The organism is Bosea sp. 29B (genome assembly GCF_902506165.1).
Classification (GTDB): Bacteria; Pseudomonadota; Alphaproteobacteria; order Rhizobiales; family Beijerinckiaceae; genus Allobosea.
Genome location: NZ_LR733817.1, coordinates 4,705,600 through 4,723,685 on the forward strand (window position 1 = coordinate 4,705,600; position 18,086 = coordinate 4,723,685).

At 67.2% G+C, this 18,086-nt stretch carries 16 protein-coding genes; 12 read left to right on the forward strand and 4 right to left on the reverse strand.

What is annotated here, in order from left to right; translation table 11 throughout:
- Positions 1–135: 135 nt before the first annotated feature.
- The 5 genes from GV161_RS22860 to GV161_RS22880 are packed head-to-tail and all read left to right on the forward strand — an operon-like array spanning position 136 to position 6,047.
- Positions 136–381 (forward strand): acyl carrier protein, encoded by a 246-nt coding sequence (locus GV161_RS22860; RefSeq protein WP_152013329.1) that lies wholly within the window; start codon positions 136–138, stop codon positions 379–381.
- Complete coding sequence (locus tag GV161_RS22865) at positions 381–1,616, forward strand: acyl-CoA dehydrogenase family protein (protein ID WP_280179028.1); 1,236 nt, start codon at positions 381–383, stop codon at positions 1,614–1,616. The genes GV161_RS22860 and GV161_RS22865 overlap by 1 nt, the downstream gene beginning before the upstream one ends.
- 4 nt (positions 1,617–1,620) lie before the next feature.
- Entirely contained in the window at positions 1,621–2,541 is a 921-nt protein-coding gene (locus tag GV161_RS22870; RefSeq protein ID WP_152013328.1) for an amino acid--[acyl-carrier-protein] ligase, read from the forward strand.
- A gap of 5 nt (positions 2,542–2,546) precedes the next feature.
- Complete coding sequence (locus tag GV161_RS22875) at positions 2,547–3,560, forward strand: DUF1839 family protein (protein ID WP_244623951.1); 1,014 nt, start codon at positions 2,547–2,549, stop codon at positions 3,558–3,560.
- 3 nt (positions 3,561–3,563) lie between these two features.
- Positions 3,564–6,047 carry a glycoside hydrolase family 2 protein gene (locus tag GV161_RS22880; RefSeq protein ID WP_152013327.1) on the forward strand — a complete coding sequence of 828 codons (2,484 nt, stop codon included), beginning with the start codon at positions 3,564–3,566 and terminating at the stop codon, positions 6,045–6,047.
- Positions 6,048–6,051: 4 nt separating this feature from the next.
- Here the strand turns inward: GV161_RS22880 and GV161_RS22885 are convergent, their stop codons facing one another.
- Complete coding sequence (locus tag GV161_RS22885) at positions 6,052–7,506, reverse strand: aromatic amino acid ammonia-lyase (RefSeq protein ID WP_159650365.1); 1,455 nt, start codon at positions 7,504–7,506, stop codon at positions 6,052–6,054.
- 166 nt (positions 7,507–7,672) lie between these two features.
- Between GV161_RS22885 and GV161_RS22890 the strand changes: the two genes are divergently transcribed.
- The 5 genes from GV161_RS22890 (at position 7,673) to GV161_RS22910 (ending at position 12,120) form a co-directional block, all read left to right on the forward strand.
- Positions 7,673–8,542 (forward strand): fumarate hydratase, encoded by an 870-nt coding sequence (locus tag GV161_RS22890; RefSeq protein ID WP_152013325.1) that lies wholly within the window; start codon positions 7,673–7,675, stop codon positions 8,540–8,542.
- On the forward strand, positions 8,539–9,177 hold the full coding sequence (locus GV161_RS22895) for a fumarate hydratase C-terminal domain-containing protein (RefSeq protein WP_244623950.1): 639 nt from the start codon (positions 8,539–8,541) through the stop codon (positions 9,175–9,177). The genes GV161_RS22890 and GV161_RS22895 overlap by 4 nt, the downstream gene beginning before the upstream one ends.
- The gene (locus GV161_RS22900; protein WP_152013324.1) at positions 9,177–10,160 is read left to right on the forward strand and encodes an NAD(P)H-quinone oxidoreductase; all 984 of its coding nucleotides are present in this window, start codon (positions 9,177–9,179) and stop codon (positions 10,158–10,160) included. The genes GV161_RS22895 and GV161_RS22900 overlap by 1 nt, the downstream gene beginning before the upstream one ends.
- 85 nt (positions 10,161–10,245) lie before the next feature.
- Positions 10,246–11,049: a DNA-binding transcriptional regulator gene (locus GV161_RS22905; RefSeq protein WP_159650366.1), complete on the forward strand. Its 804-nt coding sequence runs from the start codon at positions 10,246–10,248 to the stop codon at positions 11,047–11,049.
- Positions 11,050–11,136: 87 nt separating this feature from the next.
- On the forward strand, positions 11,137–12,120 hold the full coding sequence (locus GV161_RS22910) for a tripartite tricarboxylate transporter substrate binding protein (protein ID WP_159650367.1): 984 nt from the start codon (positions 11,137–11,139) through the stop codon (positions 12,118–12,120).
- A 969-nt stretch (positions 12,121–13,089) separates the two neighbouring features.
- Here GV161_RS22910 and GV161_RS22915 read toward each other — a convergent pair.
- Genes GV161_RS22915 through GV161_RS22925 form a run of 3 tightly spaced genes read right to left on the reverse strand, consistent with a single transcriptional unit; the run spans position 13,090 to position 15,774 of the window.
- A complete protein-coding gene (locus GV161_RS22915) occupies positions 13,090–14,031 on the reverse strand; it encodes a DUF6282 family protein (RefSeq protein WP_152013321.1) in 942 nt (313 codons plus the stop codon).
- 11 nt (positions 14,032–14,042) lie between these two features.
- A complete protein-coding gene (locus GV161_RS22920; protein ID WP_152013320.1) occupies positions 14,043–14,960 on the reverse strand; it encodes a hypothetical protein in 918 nt (305 codons plus the stop codon).
- 13 nt (positions 14,961–14,973) lie between these two features.
- Positions 14,974–15,774: an aldolase/citrate lyase family protein gene (locus tag GV161_RS22925; RefSeq protein WP_152013319.1), complete on the reverse strand. Its 801-nt coding sequence runs from the start codon at positions 15,772–15,774 to the stop codon at positions 14,974–14,976.
- 187 nt (positions 15,775–15,961) lie between these two features.
- On the opposite strand from GV161_RS22925, the gene GV161_RS22930 reads away from it, so the two are divergent.
- Both GV161_RS22930 and GV161_RS22935 read left to right on the forward strand, forming a co-directional pair.
- On the forward strand, positions 15,962–16,972 hold the full coding sequence (locus GV161_RS22930; protein ID WP_152013318.1) for an amino acid ABC transporter substrate-binding protein: 1,011 nt from the start codon (positions 15,962–15,964) through the stop codon (positions 16,970–16,972).
- On the forward strand, positions 16,972–18,030 hold the full coding sequence (locus GV161_RS22935) for an Ldh family oxidoreductase (RefSeq protein WP_152013317.1): 1,059 nt from the start codon (positions 16,972–16,974) through the stop codon (positions 18,028–18,030). The genes GV161_RS22930 and GV161_RS22935 overlap by 1 nt, the downstream gene beginning before the upstream one ends.
- The last annotated feature ends 56 nt before the right edge of the window (positions 18,031–18,086 follow it).

Below are 18,086 nucleotides of genomic sequence, written 5' to 3' on the forward strand. Positions count from 1 at the left end.
AAACCAACCGACCGAAGCGTCCCGACGGCGATCGCCAGCGCCCTGCGCCAGCGTATGCCGCCGCGCGCCGGGGGGCGGAGCCAAAACGGGGCTGCACCGCAGCAGCGATGGCATCAGACAGGGCAGGACCGAACGATGAAGACCAGGATCCGCGAAATCCTCAAGACCACCGGCAAGCTGCCGGTCGATGTCGCCACCCTCGCCGATGAGGCCGATCTCTACAATGCCGGCCTCACCTCTTTCGGCACGGTCGAGCTGATGATGGCGCTCGAAGAGGCCTTCGAGGTCGAGTTTCCCGACAATATGATGAACCGGCGCAACTTCGCCTCGATCGCCGCGATCGAGACCGCGATCCGCACCATCCAGAGCGAGCACGTCTGATGACGACGCTCGCCCGCCTCGCCGAAGCCGGCTACCAGCTCACCTCCGAGACATCGGGCGCCAGCGCCGAGGCGCAGAAGGCAATGATCGCCAAGGCGCGCAAGATCGCCAAGCTCGCGGCCGAGCATGCCGGCGATGTCGATGCCAAGTCGCGCTTTCCGCACGAGGTCTTCGAGGCGCTGAAACGTGAGCGCCTGCTGGGGATCATGATCCCGGCGGCCCATGGCGGCGAGCAGGCGAGCCATGCGACCATTGCCGAGATCTGTTCAGTGCTGGCCCAGGCCTGTGCCTCAAGCGGCATGATCTACGCGATGCACCAGATCAAGGCGTCGAGCCTGGTCGTGCATTGCAATGACGATCCCTGGCATGCCGGTTTCATGGCGCGCATTGCCCGCGAGCAGCTCCTGCTCGCCTCGGCCACCACCGAGGGCGGCGGCGTCGGCGGTGACCTGCGCTCGTCGATCTGCGGCGTGGTGCGCGAGGGTGACGACTTTACCCTCGACAAGGAAGGCTGCCTGATCTCCTACGGCGCGCAGGCCGACGCCATCCTGATCACCTCCCGGCGTACGCCCGAGGCCCCGCCTTCCGACCAGGTCATGTCCGTCCTGACCAAGGACCAGTACACGCTGGAGCGCAGCGCCGCCTGGGACACGATGGGCATGCGCGGCACCTGCTCCGACAATTTCACCTTCGCCGGCCGGGCTCCGGCCGAGCAGATCATCCCGGTTCCCTTCGCCGAGATCGCGGCGCAGTCGATGCTCCCCAACGCGCATCTGCTCTGGGCCTCGGTCTGGTACGGCATCGCCGCCGAGGCCGTCGCCCGCGCCGAGGGCTTCGTTCGCAGCGAGGCGCGCAAGCGTCCGGGCTCGACCCCGCCGAGCGCGCTGCGCCTGGCCGAGCTGCTCGCCCGCCTGCAGCAGTTCAAGGCGCTGGTCGTCGCCGGGCTCGATCGCTACGAGCGCGCCCGCGGCGATGCCGACGAACTCTCCTCGATGGGCTTCGTCGTGGCGATGAACAGCATCAAGGTCGTGGCCTCGCAGAGCGTCGGCGAGATCGTGATGCAGGCCTTCCTGATCTGCGGCATCCAGGGCTATCGCAATGACAGCCCGGCGAGCCTGGCGCGCCTGATGCGCGACGCGCTCTCGGCGCCGATCATGATCAACAACGACCGAATCCTCGGCAACACCTCCAACCTGCTGGCGGTCTACAAGCACGACCCCAGCCTTTCCAGGTGATCGCATGTGCCAGAACTGCCCCCAGCCGCAGGGCTTCCTCGCGGAACTGATCGATAACGGCCTGCTGATCGACATCGGCGTCGATGGGCTCTATGGCCGCAGCGGCCTGTTCGAGCAGGTCATCGCCCGCTTCGACGACCTGATCACCCGCCATGGCGGCAAGGACGGCGCCGAGGTCGTACGCTTTCCGCCGGCGATGAGCCGCAAGCATTTCGAGAAGAGCGGCTATCTCAAGAGTTTCCCGCAGCTTGCCGGCACCGTGCATTCCTTTGCAGGTGACGAGCGCGCCCATGCCGAATTGCTGCACAAGGTGGCTGACGGGGTCGACTGGACGGACGGACAGGTCTCGACCGAGGTCGTGCTGACCCCGGCCGCCTGCTACCCGCTCTATCCGGTCGTGGCCAAGCGCGGCCCGCTCAAGGCGGAAGGCGCGCTGTTCGACCTGCAATCCTACTGCTTCCGGCACGAGCCCTCGAAGGACCCGGCCCGGATGCAGCTCTTCCGGATGCGCGAATATGTCTGCTTCGGCACGCCCGAGCAGGTCACAGAGTTCCGTGCGCTCTGGCTCGAACGCGGCCGAGAGATGATGGCTTCGCTCGGCGTGCCCCTGCATCTCGACGTCGCCAACGACCCGTTCTTCGGCCGCGCCGGCCGCATGCTCGCCAACAACCAGCGCGACCAGCGCCTGAAGTTCGAGCTGCTGATCCCGATCGAGAGCGAGGAGAAGCCGACCGCCTGCCTCTCCTTCAACTACCATCAGGACCATTTCGGCACGACCTGGGGTATCCAGACCGCGGCCGGCGAGACCGCGCACACCGCCTGCGTCGGCTTCGGCATGGAGCGGGTCGCGCTCGCGCTGTTCAAGCACCACGGCTACGACGTCGAGCGCTGGCCGACTGCGGTCCGCAACGTGCTCTGGCCGTGAGCGCGATGACGGCACAGCAAAAGATCGCCGCGCCCGCCGCCATGGCGGGCCGGCTCCTGCCGGTCGATCCGCTCGCCTATGACAGGCATGCCATGCATGCCGGCGAGCGGCATTGGCCGCAGACCAATTGCTATGCCGATCTCTGGATCGAGATCCTGCATGCGCTTGGCCTGGAGCCGGCGGCGGCCTTCGGCTTCACGATCACGCAGGATTTCGAGGGCGACCAGTTCACCTTCTTCAAGCCGCCGCTCGATGACCTGGAGGCGCTCTACGGTCTCAAGGTCACGGAGCTTGCGCTGTATGACGATCTGATCGGCCATATCGAACAGCAGATCGGGCTCGGCCGCCTCGTCCTGCTCGAACTCGACTCCTTCTACATGCCCGATACCCGCGGCGTCTCCTATCGCGACAGCCACGGCAAGACGACGATCGCGGTGAACCGGCTCGACCGCGCCGCCCGCGAGCTCGATTATTTCCATAATGACGGCTTGCATCGCGCCGAGGGCGAGGATTTCGACGGCTTGTTCCGGCTGCTGCCGGGGCAGATGCGCGAGGACACGCTCTTCCCCTATGCCGAGATGGTGCGCCTGCCGCAGCGCCGGCCGGATGAGGCAACCCTGCGCGCGACTGCGCTGAAGCTGCTCGCCCGCCATGTCGCGCGCCGGCCGAGCGACAATCCCGTCGCGGCCTTCCGGGCAGTGGCGACCGCGCAGGCCGAGGCGCTGGCCGAGCGGCCCGGCGCAGCCTTCCACCACTACGCCTTCAACACGCTGCGCCAGCTCGGCGCCAATTTCGAGCTGCTCGCGAGCCATCTCTCCTGGCTCGGTCAGTCGGTCGATGGGCTGGAGGTCGCCCGCGACGGCTCCCTGCGCATCGCCGAGGGCGCCAAGGTAGCGCAGTTCCATCTGGCACGGGCGATGAAGCAGAAGCGCTTCGAACGTTTCGATGCGACGCTGGCCGGCCTCATCGGCGAGCATGACCAGGTCAGCGAGGCGCTCGGGCAGCGCTTCCCCGGCTGAGCCATGGCCCGCATCGTCGCGCGTAGCGGAGAACGGACCCTGCCGCTCGCGGGCTGGTCCTGGCTTGCGACCCCGGCCGATGCCGCTACGACGCCGGCCGATCTGCCGGAGGGCGGCGACTGGCAGGAAGCTGCCGTGCCCGGCACCGTTGCCGGGACGCTGCGCAGCCTTGGTCGGCTCGACGACATCAGCGCCAACGCTATCGGCCAGCAGGATCACTGGTATCGCACGCGATTGACGGAAGCCCTCGACGGGCGCCTGCGCTTCGAAGGGTTGGCGACCGTCACCGAGATCTGGGTCGGCGGGATCAGGCAGGCCGACAGCGCCTCGATGTTCGCGGCTGTCGAGATCGCCGCCAACTGTCCGGCTGGGACCGAGATAGCCTTGTGCTTCCGCGCTTTGGCGCCGAAGCTCGCCACGGCCCCGCGCCGTTCGCGCTGGCGGCCGGCGATGATCCAGCCCAATGGCCTGCGCTGGTTCCGCACCAGCGCGCTCGGCTCGATGCCGGGCTGGTGTCCGCCCGGCCTGCCGACCGGGCCGTATCGTCCTGTGCTGCGGATCGAGAGCGAGATGAATGCGCCGCAGATCGACGCTGTCGATCTGCGCACGCGCTATGACAGGCAGACCGGCACTGTCGCACTGAGTCTGACGTTTGCTGCGAACTCGCAGATGCCAAGGAGCGCTATCATGCGCTGTGCCGGCAGCGAGGCGCCCCTCCACTCGGGTGGGGGTAGTCAATTAGCTGGCACATTATCCTTGCCCGGCATCGTGCCCTGGTTCCCGCACACCCATGGCGAGCCGGCGCTGCACGATCTTACGCTCATGCTTGATGGCGAGACGATCGATCTCGGCCGTGTCGGCTTCCGCTCGCTCGAAGTCGATCGCGGCGACGATGGCGAGGGCTTCGGCCTGATCGTCAACGGCGTCCCGGTGTTCTGCCGCGGCGCCTGCTGGAGCAATGCCGACGTTACGACGTTGGCGGGTGGCCGTGCAGCCTACGAGCCTTGGCTCCGGCTGGCGCGCGAGGCCGGCATGAACATGATCCGCCTGCCCGGCGTGATGACCTATGAGGACGATGCCTTCTTCGCGCTCTGCGATGAGCTCGGCATCATGGTCTGGCAGGAGATGATGCTGGCCAATTTCGACTATCCGCAGGGCGATGCCGGCTTCCGCGCGGCGATCGCGGCCGAGGCGGAGGCGCTGCTCAGCCGCACGCAGGGCTCGCCGAGCCTTGCCGTGCTCTGCGGCGGCAGCGAGGTCTTCCAGCAATCGGCGATGCTGGGCGCGCCGCCGGAAGCATGGTCCGGACCGGTCTTCGACGAGATCCTGCCTGAGGCGGTCGCCGCTTTAAGGCCGGACATCGCCTATGTTCCGAACTCGCCCTCGGGCGGGCCGCTGCCCTTCGTCGCCGACAAGGGCGTGACGCATTATTACGGCGTCGGCGCCTATATGCGTGGGTTCGACGATGCGCGCCGTGCCAATGTCCGCTTCGCCGCCGAAAGCCTCGCCTTTGCCAATGTGCCGGAGGAGGTCTCGCTGCGTGGTGGCAAGCCGCCGGCGATCACCCATCATCCCGACTGGAAGCGCGCCGTGCCGCGCGATGCCGGCGCCTCCTGGGATTTCGAGGATGTGCGCGACCACTACCTCGAACGGCTCTACGGGCTCGAGCCGGCGCGTTTGCGGCGCGAGGACCCAGAGCGCTATTTCGCTTTGTCGCGCGCGACCGTCGCCGAGGTGATGGAGGAAACCTTCGCCGAATGGCGGCGGCCGGCCTCGCCGACATCAGGCGCGCTGGTCTGGCTGCTGCAGGACCTCCAGCCAGGCGCCGGCTGGGGCGTCATCGCCAGTGATGGCGAGCCGAAATCGGCCTGGCACGGGCTCGCCCGCGCCTTCCGCCCGGTCCAGCTCGCGCTGACCGACGAGGGCGTCAACGGGCTCGGCCTGCATGTCCTGAACGAGCGTCCCGAGCCTTTGGCTGCGACGGTTGAATTGACCTGCTGGCGCGCCGGCGAGGTCGAGGTCATCAAGGCCAAGCGCGACGTCGCGCTCGCTCCACGCGCGGCGGTGACACTCTCGGCCTTCGAGTTGATCGGCCGCTTCTTCGACATCGCCTATGCCTACCGCTTCGGCCCGCCCGGCCATGACGTGACCTCGGCGGTGCTGCGCGATGCCGCGAGCGACGCGGTGCTGGCGGAGGCCTTCCACTTTCCGCTCGGGCGCGGTCATGAGCGCCATCATTGCGGACTTATCGCGCAGCTGGAGCGCGAGGGCGACGATTGGAGCCTCGCACTCTCGACCCGGCGCTTGGCGCAATCGGTCGAGATCGTTGATGCCGGCTGGCGCCCCGAGCGGAGCTGGTTCCATTTGGCGCCGGGCGAGCCGCGCCGGATCCGCCTGCACCGCCGCGCAGGCGCCACCGGCGAACCTTCCGGCGAGGTCCGCGCGGTCAACGCGCTCGACCGTGCCGGCTACGCCGCGGGGGCGTGAAAGCTCAGTCGTCCGCGCCGATCAGGGCGTCGATCTCTTTGCGCCTCGCCTCGACATGCCGCAGCAGCGGATCGAGATGTGGCACGCGGTCGCCGGCCGCAGCGAAGGGGACAGCCTCGCGCACCAGGGCGAAGAGCTTGCCGGTCGTTGCGCCAAGCGGCGTTGCCTTCCGGCTCTCCACCGCCTGCGCCGCGACCATCAGCTCGACGCCGGCGATCGACTTGCACAGGCCTGCGACCTCCGCGGTCTTGCGCGCGGCAAAGGTCGCCATGCCCGCCCGGTCGAGATTGCCGTTGGAATGGCTGGAGCTGGCGAGTTCCTGAACGACCGGGGCGGTCGCCAGCCGCGCCTCCGAGGTGATCGCCTTGTGGAACTGGGCGAGGCCGTTGAAGCCGGGCAGGCCGACGCCGTCCTCCTCGATCAGCCCGACCGTCAGGCCTGACCAGAAGGAATCGACCTGCTTGGCGACGCGCTCGGCTGAAGCCGTCACGACCGGTGCGAAGGCGAGCCGGGCGATATCGAGCGCCATCGACAGGCAGACCGTGTCGAAATTGGCGACCGAGACCAGCGAGCGATCTTCGAGTGAGACGATCGGATTGTTCTGGCTCGACCGGAATTCGGTCTCGATCTGGCGCCAGGCGAAATCCAGGCTGTCCGCCGCCGTGCCGTGCAGCAGGGGCAGCGAGCGGAAGCTCAACGGGTCCTGCAGATGGCGCGGGCCGCCTTGGGCCAGGATGTAGCTGCCATCGAGATAGCGCCTGATCCGGCTTCCATGCCGCTCCAGCCCGGCGAAGGGTCGCGAGCGCAGCGCGGCCTCCGAGACGATCGACGGGTTGGCGGCGAAGCCCTCCATGCTCAGCGCCGCGATCAGGCTCCAGAGGTCGAGGCTGCGCTGCAGATCGGCCATGGCCAGTGCCGCAATGCCGAGCGCGAGCGCGCTGGAATTCAGCATCGCCAGAGCTTCGCCGGCCTGCAGGTCGAGATCGCCATAGAGCGCGAGCGCGAGGTCGGTGATCGGCGCCATGTCGCTCTGGCCCATCGAGCCCCAGACATGCACGTCGATCTGTCGGTCCGCGTTGAGAGCGGCCATGAGTTTCTCGGCCAGCAGCGGGCGCACGCCGAGGCGCCCGCTCGCCATCGAGTTGAGCAGGACGAGCATCATTGCCCTGACGGTCTCGGGCGCGGCGAGGGGGCCGTGCGCGACGTTGTGGGTGAGCAGCAGGCGGCGGTTGAACTCGCCGATGCGCTCCGGCGCGAGCGGCACGCCGGTCTTGGCGCCGACGCTGGTGGTGACGCCATAGATCTTCTCGCCGCGTGCGACGGCGTCGTCGATGATGGCGCGAGCGGCTTTCATCCGCTCAACCGCTTCCGGCGTGACGGCGACCGGTGCCTTCTCCCTGGCGACGCGGACGATCTGATCGATCGTCAGGTCGAAGCCGGTGATGTCGACATGGCTCATGATCGCTCGTCCTGTCCTCGGGCGCATTTCCGCTCGCTTGCTCAATAAAGCGGAGCTGGGGCGCGAGGAGGGGCATGGCCTCGATTTCACCTCGCGAAACGAGGCGTGGGCGCCGAGCCGGTTTCTGTCATTCGACTAGTTTCACGCCGTCGAACGGACGGTGCGCATGGCAATCACCTACGAGCTGGTCAAGGAAGTCACCGCCAATCTCTATGATTGGTCGCTGCGCCGCATCCCCGAATCCTCCAAGGCCGAATTCCGCAAGGCACTGGTGAGCGAGACCGAGCCGCAGGCCCGCCAGACGCTCGCCTTCATGCTCGACAGCGCCAAGCGCGCCGAGACCACCGGCAAATTTCTGTGCTCGGATGCCGGCGTGCCGAGCTACAGCATCAAGATCGGCTCCGGCGCCCGGATGGAGGGCGACATCCGCCAGGCGATCGTCGATGGCTTTGCCGAGCTTACCCGCACGATCCAGCCGCCGCTGCTGCGCTTCGTCACCAACCCCTTGACCAATGAGCGCAGCTTCCACGGCAAGGACATGCCGCTGGTCTCATGGGACCTCGTCGGCGAGGGCGACTATCTCGACATCACCTGCGCGCCCAAGGCGCTCGGTGGCGGGCGCTGGGCCGCGGTCGAGATCCTGGTCAGCCCGAGTCTCGACGAGATCGAGCGCTGCATCCTGGAGATCGTGCTCAGGGCAGGCGGCCAGCATTGCCCGCCGGTGGTGATCGGCGTCGGCATCGGCGGCACCTTCGACCATGCGGCGAAGCTCTCCAAGGACGCGACCCTACGCCCCTTCGGCGAGTGCAATCCCGAGCCGATGGTGGCGGAGATGGAGGAGCGGCTGACCCGCGCGGTCAACCAGATGGGCTTCGGCCCGATGGGCGTCGGCGGCTCGACCACGACCTTCGGCGTGCATGTCTACTACGCCTCCGGCCACGGCTTCACCCCGGTCGCCGTTTCGTTCAACTGCTGGATCAACCGGCGGACGCGGGCGCGGATCTACAATTCCGGCGTGGTGGAGCGGATCGAATGACGAGTCTGTCTCCCATCCGCCTGAGCCTACCATTGACGCCAGACGCGGCGCGCGCGCTCAAGGTCGGCGATGTCGTTCTGCTCGATGGCGACGCGGTTGCGACCGTCGGCATGCCGACCCAGAAGCGCATGGTCTCGGAGCTGGAGGCCGGCCGCGAACTGCCGCTATCCCTGCGCGACGGCACCTTCTTCCATATGGGCGTGAGCTATGAGGACGATGGCGGCCGGCCCGGCCCGGTCCATTACGTCAACCCGACCACCTCCAGCCGCTTCAACCATCTGATGCCGACGCTGATCCGCGGCCTGCGCCTCACCGCGACCGGCGGCAAGGGCGGGCTCTCGCAGGGGAGCGTCGAGGCCATGCGCGAGGTCGGCTGCGTCTATTTCTCCTTCGTCGGCGGCGCCTCGGCCCTGCTGAGCGAGGGCGTCGAAGCAGTGACCGATTGCGCCTGGCGCGACCTGATCATGCAATTCCGCCTGAATCGGCTCCGGCTGAACGGCTTTGGCCCGGTGATCGTCGCGATCGATGCTCATGGCAACTCGATCTATGAGCGCCTGATGACGTCTGCCCGCGAGCGCCTGCCGGAGATTATCCGCTCGCTCCACTCCACAGAACATGACGACGGGACCGACTGATGCAAGCGATCGAGATCACCAGGCCGGGCGGACCCAAGGTCCTCGCCTTCTGCGACCGTCCCTTGCCAGCGCTCGGTCCCGGCGACGTGCTGATCCGCGTCCGGGCAGCGGCCGTGAACCGGCCCGACATCCAGCAGCGGCGCGGCCTCTATCCGCCGCCGCCCGGCGCGACCGACCTGCCCGGGCTCGACGTCTCCGGTGTGGTCGAGGCTGTCGGCACCGAGGTCAGCTGGCCGAAGGTCGGCGATGACGTCTGTGCGCTTGCCAATGGCGGCGGCTATGCCGAGTTCTGTGCGGTGCCGGCCCTGCAATGCATGCCGCTGCCGGCCGGCTTCTCTTTCGCTGAGGCGGCGGCGCTGCCGGAGGTGTTCTTCACCGCCTGGAACAATGTCGTCTGGCTCGGCCGGCTCGCTGATGGCGAGACCCTGTTGGTCCAGGGCGGTACCAGCGGCGTCGGCATGGCCGCGATCCAGATCGCCAAGCAGCTCCGGGGCGCCCGCGTGATCGCGACCGCCGGGACCGCCAAGAAGCGCGCGGTCTGCCTGGATATCGGCGCCGATCTCGCCGTCGACTACCGTGCCGACTGGGTGGGTGAGATCGAGTCGGCGATCGGCAAGGAGAAGGTCGACGTCGTCCTCGACGCGCAGGCCGGGCCCTATACCGAGAAGCAGCTGCAATTGCTCGCGCCCGATGGCCGCGTCGTGCTGATCGCCAGCCATCTCGGCCAGATGGCCGAGGTCAATGCCCGCAACATCGTCCGCCGCCGCCTGACCCTGACGGGCTCGACGCTGCGGCCGCGCGATGCCGCCTATAAGGGGCGGATCGCCGCCAAGCTGGTCGAGAAGGTCTGGCCGCTCTTGGAAAGCGGGGCGATCCGCAGCCATATCTGCGCGAGCTTCGACTGGCGCGATGTCCGCGACGCACATGCGCTGATGGATGCCGGCGATCAGGTCGGCAAGGTCGTCCTGACCATGCCGGAATAGTCCGCCGGACTGCGCGAATAGCTAGCGGGTTTGGAGAATTCTCATTTAGAACAGCGGTTCGTGCTCGCTTAGCCGGATCCGCCGCGTGTTCTCCTTCGCGCCTGTTCAGTCCGTTCTCAAGGCGCTGCGGCTGCTGACCGAGGTCAATCGCTGCAGCGTCGCGACCGTAGGCGAATTGCATCGCCGCACCGGTATCCCGAAGCCGACGATCGTGCGCCTGCTCGAGACGCTGATGGAGGCCGGCTATGTCGTCCGTGACGAGCGCATGCGCGGCTATCTCGTGACCTCGCAGGTCGCGCATCTGAGCGCGGGCTTCCATGGCGCGCCGCTGGTGATCGAGGCGGCGCGGCCCTGGGCGACCGCGCTGACGCGCCAGATCAAATGGCCCTGCGCCGTCTGCTTGCTCGACTATGACGCCGTGGTCGTGCGCTTCTCGACGATCCCCGACAGCCCGATCTCGCCGTTCCATGCGACGCTGGGCTACCGGCTGAACCTTGGCGGCCGGGCGCTGGGCCGCGCCTATCTCGCCTTCTGCCCCGACGAGGAGCGCGAGGTGCTGCGCGCCGCGATGCGGACCTCGACCGAGCCGGAGAACAGCAGCCTCAGCGACGAGGACGTCGAGCGCATGATCGAGCAGGCGCGCTGGCGCGGCTATACCGAGCGCGATCCTGCCGCCGAGCCGAAGAATTCCGCGACGATTGCGGTGCCGATCAAGCTCGGCGAGCGCGTGCTCGCGACCTTCGGCGTCACCTTCTTCCGCGCCGCGGTGCCCAATCCCGAGGACAAGGCCAGGATCATCCATCCGCTGAAGAAGGCGGCGGCGAATATCGAGGCGCAATTGGAGGCGCTCTCGCAATCCATGGGCGTCGCGTTTCAAGGCGAGAAATAGCGGCGCTTTCCTGAGGGGGGCGATCGGCTCGTGCCTAGTGTCCGGACAACCGCTGCAAAGCGATCTTGTCCGGAGGAAACCTCAATGATGCGGCCGATCACACGCCGTGGCTTCATCGCGTCCATGGCAGGCGCCGGTGCGCTGGCAGTCCAGGGGCGAGCCTTTGCCGAGACCTGGCCGAGCCGGCCGGTCACCATCGTCGTGCCATTCCCGGCGGGCGCCTCGACCGATGTGGTCGCTCGCCTGCTGGCAGAGCGTTTGCGCAGCGAGCTCGGCCAGGGCTTCGTCGTCGAGAACAAGACCGGCGCCGGCGGCAATATCGCGGCGACCGGCGTCGTCCGGGCGGCGGCGGACGGCTACACGCTGCTGTTCTCGTCCTCGGGCCCTCTTGCCACCAACAAGCTGCTCTACAAGAAGCTGACCTTCGATCCGCTCGCCGATTTCGCCCCGGTCGCATTGCTCGGCGACGTCCAAGGCATCGTCGCGGTGCATCCCTCGCTGCCGGTCAAGTCCTTCGCCGAGCTCGTCGCCTACGGCAAGGCCAATCCCGGCAAGCTGACCTTCGGCAGCCCGGGCTTCGGGCTGATGGGTCACGTCACCGGCGAGCTGATCCAGCGCAAGGCCGATTTCCAGATGACGCATGTGCCCTATCGCGGCTCGGCCCCGCTCTCGACCGACCTGCTCGCGGGCACGGTCAATGTCGCCATCGACTTCATCCCGGCCTATATCCCACATGTCAAAAGCGGCGCGATCCGTGCGCTCGCGGTGACCAGCGACCAGCGCGCCCCGCAATTGCCTGAGGTGCCGACCCTGGCCGAGGCCGGCTTGCCGGACGTCAACGCCACCGGCTGGTTCGCCATGGTCGGGCCGAAGGGCCTGCCGGAGCCGATCGTGGCGCGCATCGCGGCGATCACCCGCGCCTATGTCGAGAGCGCGGAAGGGCGCGAAAAACTCGCGACGATCGGCGTGCGCTCGCTCAGCGGCGATGCCGCGGCGGTGCGCAACGCGCAGACGCAGGAAGTGGCGAAATGGGCGGACGTCGTGAAGGCCGCGGCGATCTCGCTGGATTGAGCTGAAAGTTACGAACCAAAAGCCTGGCCGGAGGTTTGCCGGGCCAGGCTCTGGCTTTCCATTCAGCTATAGCTGACAGACCTGACGTAGCGAATGTTGCGACCGGGTCGAAAGCGATCGCTCGCGTAGAGATCATGATAACCTTTTCCGCTTCGACATTGAGCTAGGTTCGACCGTGGAAATTGAGCGCGACGAGACCGGTTGCCCGACGGACCCAGTCCTTAAGGGAGCCTTTCACATGCTTTGGGTCTGGCTTCAGTACGGCACCTCTTTCCGGGATGAGGCCGGCATTCTTCATTTTGAGCACCGTTGCTCCGGTGCGGGTGAGCACGCGACCGCTCACTTAGCTTCGCTGGGACTAGGTGCCAATCAAGGCTGGACCTGCGTTCTCTCGAACCTGGGCTTAGCACTAATGGGTTTGATAGGCCCAGTTGGCGAAAGGCTCTACGGCGGGCCGCTGCGGGGCTGGGAAGAGGTCCACACAAACCCCCGCTTGGCAGGGCATGGGCCACTCCAATGAGGTTGGCGCCCGGACGACAGGGGATTTTGCACTTAGCAAACCAACAGACCGTCTGTCAGCTATGGGTCGGGAGCGGAAGTTGTCCCCAAGACCGTGAGATGCCATCTTAAGACGCCTCATTGACCGGACAATCGTGGCCGACCACACACATCCACCCCCGCCTGACAGCCGCCTCGACTTTGGGTGCGGTAGCTTCTTTTTGCTGTGGTTCGTTGTTTTCCCTCTGATGGGATGGATCGTCTACCCTCTTGGCAAGGCGATCTTTGGTAGCTCGTGGCCGTACTTGTTCATGGCTATCTTAGGTGCGGTGCTGCTTTGGCCCATCCTGCGGCGTCTCGGAGAGGCGTTTGAGAATGAGCAGGTGCATCGCCCAAAGGACGGCGCTTGAGAGCGCAATTAACGGCGCCTGACGCCTTCCGCTAAGGGGCGTGAGCTGCCTGTCCGCCTACTTATTGGACGGCAGCCTCCAGCCCCAACCCCAGCAATTCCGCCGCATGCCCGCCGGTCAGCCGCTTGATCTCGGCTTCCGTGAATTGCAGGTCGAGCAGGTGGCCGACGATCTCGCGGTAGCCGTCGATCGGGCGCGGCGAGCCGGTGAGGCCGAGATCCGAGCAGAGCACGGTGTTCTCGACGCCGGCGACCTCGATCACCCGGCGCAGCTCCGGCGGTTCGAACTTCTTCGACTTACCCTCGACGAACATGCAGATCGAGTGCTCCATCACCGCACCGAGCGAGACGAGGTCGCGGATCTCAGCATCGCTGCAGTTGTTGACCATGTAGGTCGGGTGATTGACGAGGAGCTTCCTGACGCCGCGCGCCCTGGCCTCCTCGAACACAGCGAAGAGCTCCGGCGTCGAAAGGTGCCCTCCGGCGAGGATGATGTCGCCGGCCGCGATCAGGTCGAGGATCAGCTTGACGTCGTCGGTAAGCTTGCCGTCGGCCCCGAAGGGGGTCAGCGGGATGGGATCGAGCATCTTCTGCGCGGTCTTCGGGAAGGTCTTCACCGCGCCGGAGGCGAGCACCTCGATATGGTTCCTGGCCGAGAGCGTCGGCATCCAGACGATTCTGCCGCCGAGCTTGATGGCATGGTCGACCGCATGCGGGTTGAAGCCGCCCGAGGCATTGTTGAGCGCGATGCCGGAGAACAGCCTGACGCCGGTGTCCGGCACCAGCTTCTCGAGCAGGATCGCATGGGCGGTGCCCAGGTAGAAATGATCCTTGTAGACGACGGCGCGGAACTTCGCCGCGGCGGCGTCGAGCATCGCCTCGTGATGGTCGAGGATGCGCGGCATCGCGGCCGGGCCGCTATGGCAGTGCAGGTCGACGGCGCCGACCAGGAGATCGGCGATCTGCCGGCTGCGCGCGTCGGTATCCGGGGAGGTGGCGGTCATGTCGCGGGCCCTCAGGCGGTTTCGCCGGGCATCGGATAATCCGCGGCGTTGATGACCCAGCCGGGCTTCTGCGAGAAGTCGAGGCGAGGCGGCGAGAAGATGTCGATCATCTGGTTCAGCCCGGACAGGACCGAGCGCGAGGTGTGGATCGAGGGCGGCGGGATCACGGTCAGCGACGGGGCGGCCATCAGTTCGTGCTCGTCCTCGCGCCAGATCCGCATGTCGGGTGTCCAAGGCCAGCGGATGTCGTGGATGTAGCCGCCGTCGATCACGAGGGAGCCCTGCTCGAAATCGTCATGGTGATGCGGCGAGAGGGCGGTGACGTCGCGCAGGCCGTTTCGCGGATCGAGCACGTTCACCATCAGCGTGGTGCAGCGGAAGATGCGACCGAAGCGGCCTTCGCCGCCGCCGGCATCGAGGCTGTAGGCGCGGATCTTGAAGCCGCCTGATGGTTCCGGCCAGGGCGTCAGCAGCGCGACATTGGCATGGGGCTGCGCGTAAGAAGCGGCGTTGGAACAGGCGGCCGCCAGATCGGCCGCGACGCTGGAGAAGATGCGGATGACGCGCCCGGCGCCCTTGAGCGTGATGTGCGAGGCGCCCGGCGGCACGAAGACGATCGAGCCGCCCGCGACCTCGACCGTCTCGGCTCCGGCCGTGACGGTCGCTCCCAGCTCCTTCTCCGGCAGGATCAGGCAGTATTCGTCCGGCTGCGCGGCACGTGCCAGCACGGCGCCCGGCTTCACGTCGGAATAGGCGGTGATGAAGTTCTGGCCGCGCGCCAGCCAGGTGCGCTCGGTCTCGTTCGCCTGCTGCGGTTCTTCTGCGTAGAAGCGGGCATAGTCGGCGCCGGCATAGGCCTTGACCGGGGAGGCTTTCGCCGCTGCCGGAGCGGCGAGCTTCGAGCGTGGGTCGCTGGCGGGATAGCTCACGGATCGATGTCTCCTATCGCGTGCCGGGGTTTTCGACCCGGCTCCTGGCTGTCTGCATCTGCGCCAGGGTTTCACTCGCCGCCTTGCGCAGAAAACCCTGGTCGGAGGAGAGGATGAAGGCGCTGGCGCCGCGCTCGGCGAACCCAGTGGATTCCTCGCCATTGTCGGTCATCACGCAGACCGGCTTGCCGGCCTTCTTCGCCGCGCCGAGGATCGTCTCGACCGCATTGCGGACTTCCGGTGCATCACGGGTCGGCGCGCCGAAGGCGACGGTGAGGTCGCCGCGGCCGATGAAGACGGCGTCGAGCCCCTCGACGGCGAGGATGGCGTCGATCTCACCCAGCGCCGACGGGTCCTCGATCATCGCGATCGTCGCGACCGACGCATCGGCCGCGTCGACGAGGTTCCACATCTTGCTGCCGCCATAGCGGCCGGCGCGGGTGACGCCGGAGAAGCCGCGCTTGCCGCCGCGATAGCGGCAGGCCGCGACGAGCGCCTGCGCATCCGCGACGCTCGCGACATGCGGGGCGAGGATGCCGACCGCGCCGCAGTCGAGCGAAGCCTGGATCGCGTCGCTCGTCAGCGTCGGCACGCGCACGACCCCGGCGACGCCGGCCGCCCGCGCCGCCAGCAGAACGAGATCCGTGGTGACGCGGTCGAAGGGGGCGTGCTCCTGGTCGACGACGATGAAGTCGAAGCCGCTATTGCCGAGGATCTCGGTCGCATGCGGGCTCGGCGTCTTGACGAAGCTCCCCGCCAGGAAGGCGCCGCTGACGAGGCGCTGACGGAAGCTGGACTGGGCGGATGTCTGCATGGTCTGCCGTGCCGATGTCGATGACCGGATGATGGCACTCCCGTTCCCGGATATGGCCGGAAGTCCTGGCGTTTCACATCTCGAAATCAGCCGAGGCGCGCGCCCCCTGCGTCAGAAAGCCGTCAGGATCGCCCTGGGATCTGACGGAGAAACGTCGGATACGACACTCGGGGGGAAGGGTATCCGAATGAAGACTCGCCTATTGCTGATCGCCGGCCTGATGGCCGCCTGCGCCATGCCGGCCGCCGCCGGCACTCTGGAAACCGCAAGGGGCCGCGGCGAGATGATCTGCGGCGTCAGCCCGGGCGTCGCTGGCTTCTCGGTGCCGGACGAGGCCGGGCGCTGGGGCGGCTTCGATGTCGACATCTGCCGGGCTGTCGCTGCCGCCGTCTTCGGCGATGCCGGCAAGGTCCGCTACACCCCGCTCAGCCCGAAGGATCGCTTCGTCAGCCTGCAGAGCGGCGAGATCGACGTGCTCTCGCGCCAGGCGACCTGGACGCTCTCGCGCGACACCCAGATGGGCCTGCGCTATGTCGGCGTCGGCTATTACGACGGCCAGGGCTTCATGGTCCGCAAGTCGCTGAACATCAAATCGGCGAAGGAGCTGAACGGCGCCTCGGTCTGCGTGCCGACCGGCACGACCACCGAGCTCAACATCGCCGATTATTTCCGGGCCAATGGCATGAAGTTCGAGGGCGTCGCTTTCGAGGCCGGCGATCAGGTCGCCAAGGCGTTCGAATCCGGCCGCTGCGACGTCTTCAGCAACGACGTCTCGGCGCTCTCGGCCTATCGGCTGAAGCTGGTCAACCCGACCGAATATGTGATCCTGCCGGAGCTGATCTCGAAGGAGCCGCTCGGCCCGGTGGTGCGCCAAGGCGACGAGACCTGGACCAGCATCGTGCGCTGGTCGCTCTATGCGATGCTCGTCGCCGAGGAGCTCGGCGTCAGCTCCGCCAATGTCGAGGAGCAGAAAAAAACCGGCTCGCCCGAAGTGCAGCGCCTGCTCGGCAGCACCGGCAATCTCGGCGAGCCGATGGGGCTGAAGCCGGATTGGGCGCTGCAGATCGTCAAGCAGGTCGGCAATTACGGCGAAGTCTATGAGCGCAATGTCGGCAAGGGCTCGAAGCTCGGAATCGAGCGCGGCCTCAACAAGCTCTGGACCCAAGGTGGCCTGCAATACGCGCCGCCGGTGCGCTGATGCCGAAGTCGGGCCGCTATCCCGCTGAGGCGCTGCGATCCTTCGCGGTCGCCTTGCTCGAAGCGGCCGGAGCGCCGCCGGGCAATGCCGCCATCGTGGCCAAAGCTCTCGTCGACGCCGATATCGAGGGCCTGGCCTCGCATGGCCTGCTCCAGCTGCCGATGTATCTGGAGCGGATCGCGCGAGGCTCGGTCGATCCGGCCGCCACTGGCGAGATCGTCGTCGATGCTGGCTCCCGGTTGACGCTCGATGCTCAAAACGGGCTCGGCCACGTCACGGCCGAGCGCGCCTGCGAGATCGCGATCGCCCGCGCCGCCGAGCATGGCGTCGCCATCGTCGCGGTCCGCAACGCTTTCCATTTCGGCGCGGCCGGGCGTTTCGCCCGCAGGATCGCGCTCGCCGGCAAGATCGGCATCGTCATGGCCAATACCCGCCCGATGCTGCCGGCGCCGGGCGGTGCCGAGGCCGTCGTCGGCAACAACCCGCTGGCGATCGCGGTCCCGACCGGTGGCGAGCCCATCGTGCTCGACCTTGCCATGAGCGCCGGCGCGATGGGCAAGGTCCGGCTGGCGGCGAGCAAGGGCGAGCCCATTCCCGAAGGCTGGGCCCTGACCGCCGAGGGGCTGCCGACCCGCGACGCCGCCGAAGCGATCAAGGGCGTGCTCCTGCCGGCGGCAGGCGCGAAGGGTTTCGGTCTCGCCGTGATGGTTGATCTGCTCGCCGGCGGCCTATCGGCCGGCGGCATCGGCGCCGAGGTCCAGCCGCTCTATGGCGATCTCTCCCGGCCCTATGGCAGCGCCAACCTCATCATGGCAATCGAGATCGAGGGGATGCGGCCGCTCCCAGATTATGAAGCGGCTGCCAGTGGCTTCGCCGATCACATCCGGCAGTCGAAGGCGGCCCCAAGCGCCGCTCCGATCCGTTTGCCTGGTGATCGCGCTGCCGACGCGCGAAAGCGTTTCGATGGCAGCTGCGCACTGGCCGCGGGGACGCTGGCGGCGTTGCATGACCAGGCCAACCGCCTGGGCATTGCGATCCCGGACGATCTCGGCGGCTGACGACGATGGGGTTGAACACGGCTATGGTTCAGCTCGCATAATTGATATGCAAAACT

Excerpts from the sequence above, each read along its gene's own strand:
- GV161_RS22860 (WP_152013329.1), top strand. The coding sequence starts at position 136 with ATGAAGACCAGGATCCGCGAAATCCTCAAGACCACCGGCAAGCTGCCG.
- GV161_RS22865 (WP_280179028.1), top strand. The coding sequence starts at position 381 with ATGACGACGCTCGCCCGCCTCGCCGAAGCCGGCTACCAGCTCACCTCC.
- GV161_RS22870 (WP_152013328.1), top strand. The coding sequence starts at position 1,621 with ATGTGCCAGAACTGCCCCCAGCCGCAGGGCTTCCTCGCGGAACTGATC.
- GV161_RS22875 (WP_244623951.1), top strand. The coding sequence starts at position 2,547 with ATGACGGCACAGCAAAAGATCGCCGCGCCCGCCGCCATGGCGGGCCGG.
- GV161_RS22880 (WP_152013327.1), top strand. The coding sequence starts at position 3,564 with ATGGCCCGCATCGTCGCGCGTAGCGGAGAACGGACCCTGCCGCTCGCG.
- GV161_RS22885 (WP_159650365.1), bottom strand. The coding sequence starts at position 7,506 with ATGAGCCATGTCGACATCACCGGCTTCGACCTGACGATCGATCAGATC.
- GV161_RS22890 (WP_152013325.1), top strand. The coding sequence starts at position 7,673 with ATGGCAATCACCTACGAGCTGGTCAAGGAAGTCACCGCCAATCTCTAT.
- GV161_RS22895 (WP_244623950.1), top strand. The coding sequence starts at position 8,539 with ATGACGAGTCTGTCTCCCATCCGCCTGAGCCTACCATTGACGCCAGAC.
- GV161_RS22900 (WP_152013324.1), top strand. The coding sequence starts at position 9,177 with ATGCAAGCGATCGAGATCACCAGGCCGGGCGGACCCAAGGTCCTCGCC.
- GV161_RS22910 (WP_159650367.1), top strand. The coding sequence starts at position 11,137 with ATGCGGCCGATCACACGCCGTGGCTTCATCGCGTCCATGGCAGGCGCC.
- GV161_RS22915 (WP_152013321.1), bottom strand. The coding sequence starts at position 14,031 with ATGACCGCCACCTCCCCGGATACCGACGCGCGCAGCCGGCAGATCGCC.
- GV161_RS22925 (WP_152013319.1), bottom strand. The coding sequence starts at position 15,774 with ATGCAGACATCCGCCCAGTCCAGCTTCCGTCAGCGCCTCGTCAGCGGC.
- GV161_RS22930 (WP_152013318.1), top strand. The coding sequence starts at position 15,962 with ATGAAGACTCGCCTATTGCTGATCGCCGGCCTGATGGCCGCCTGCGCC.
- GV161_RS22935 (WP_152013317.1), top strand. The coding sequence starts at position 16,972 with ATGCCGAAGTCGGGCCGCTATCCCGCTGAGGCGCTGCGATCCTTCGCG.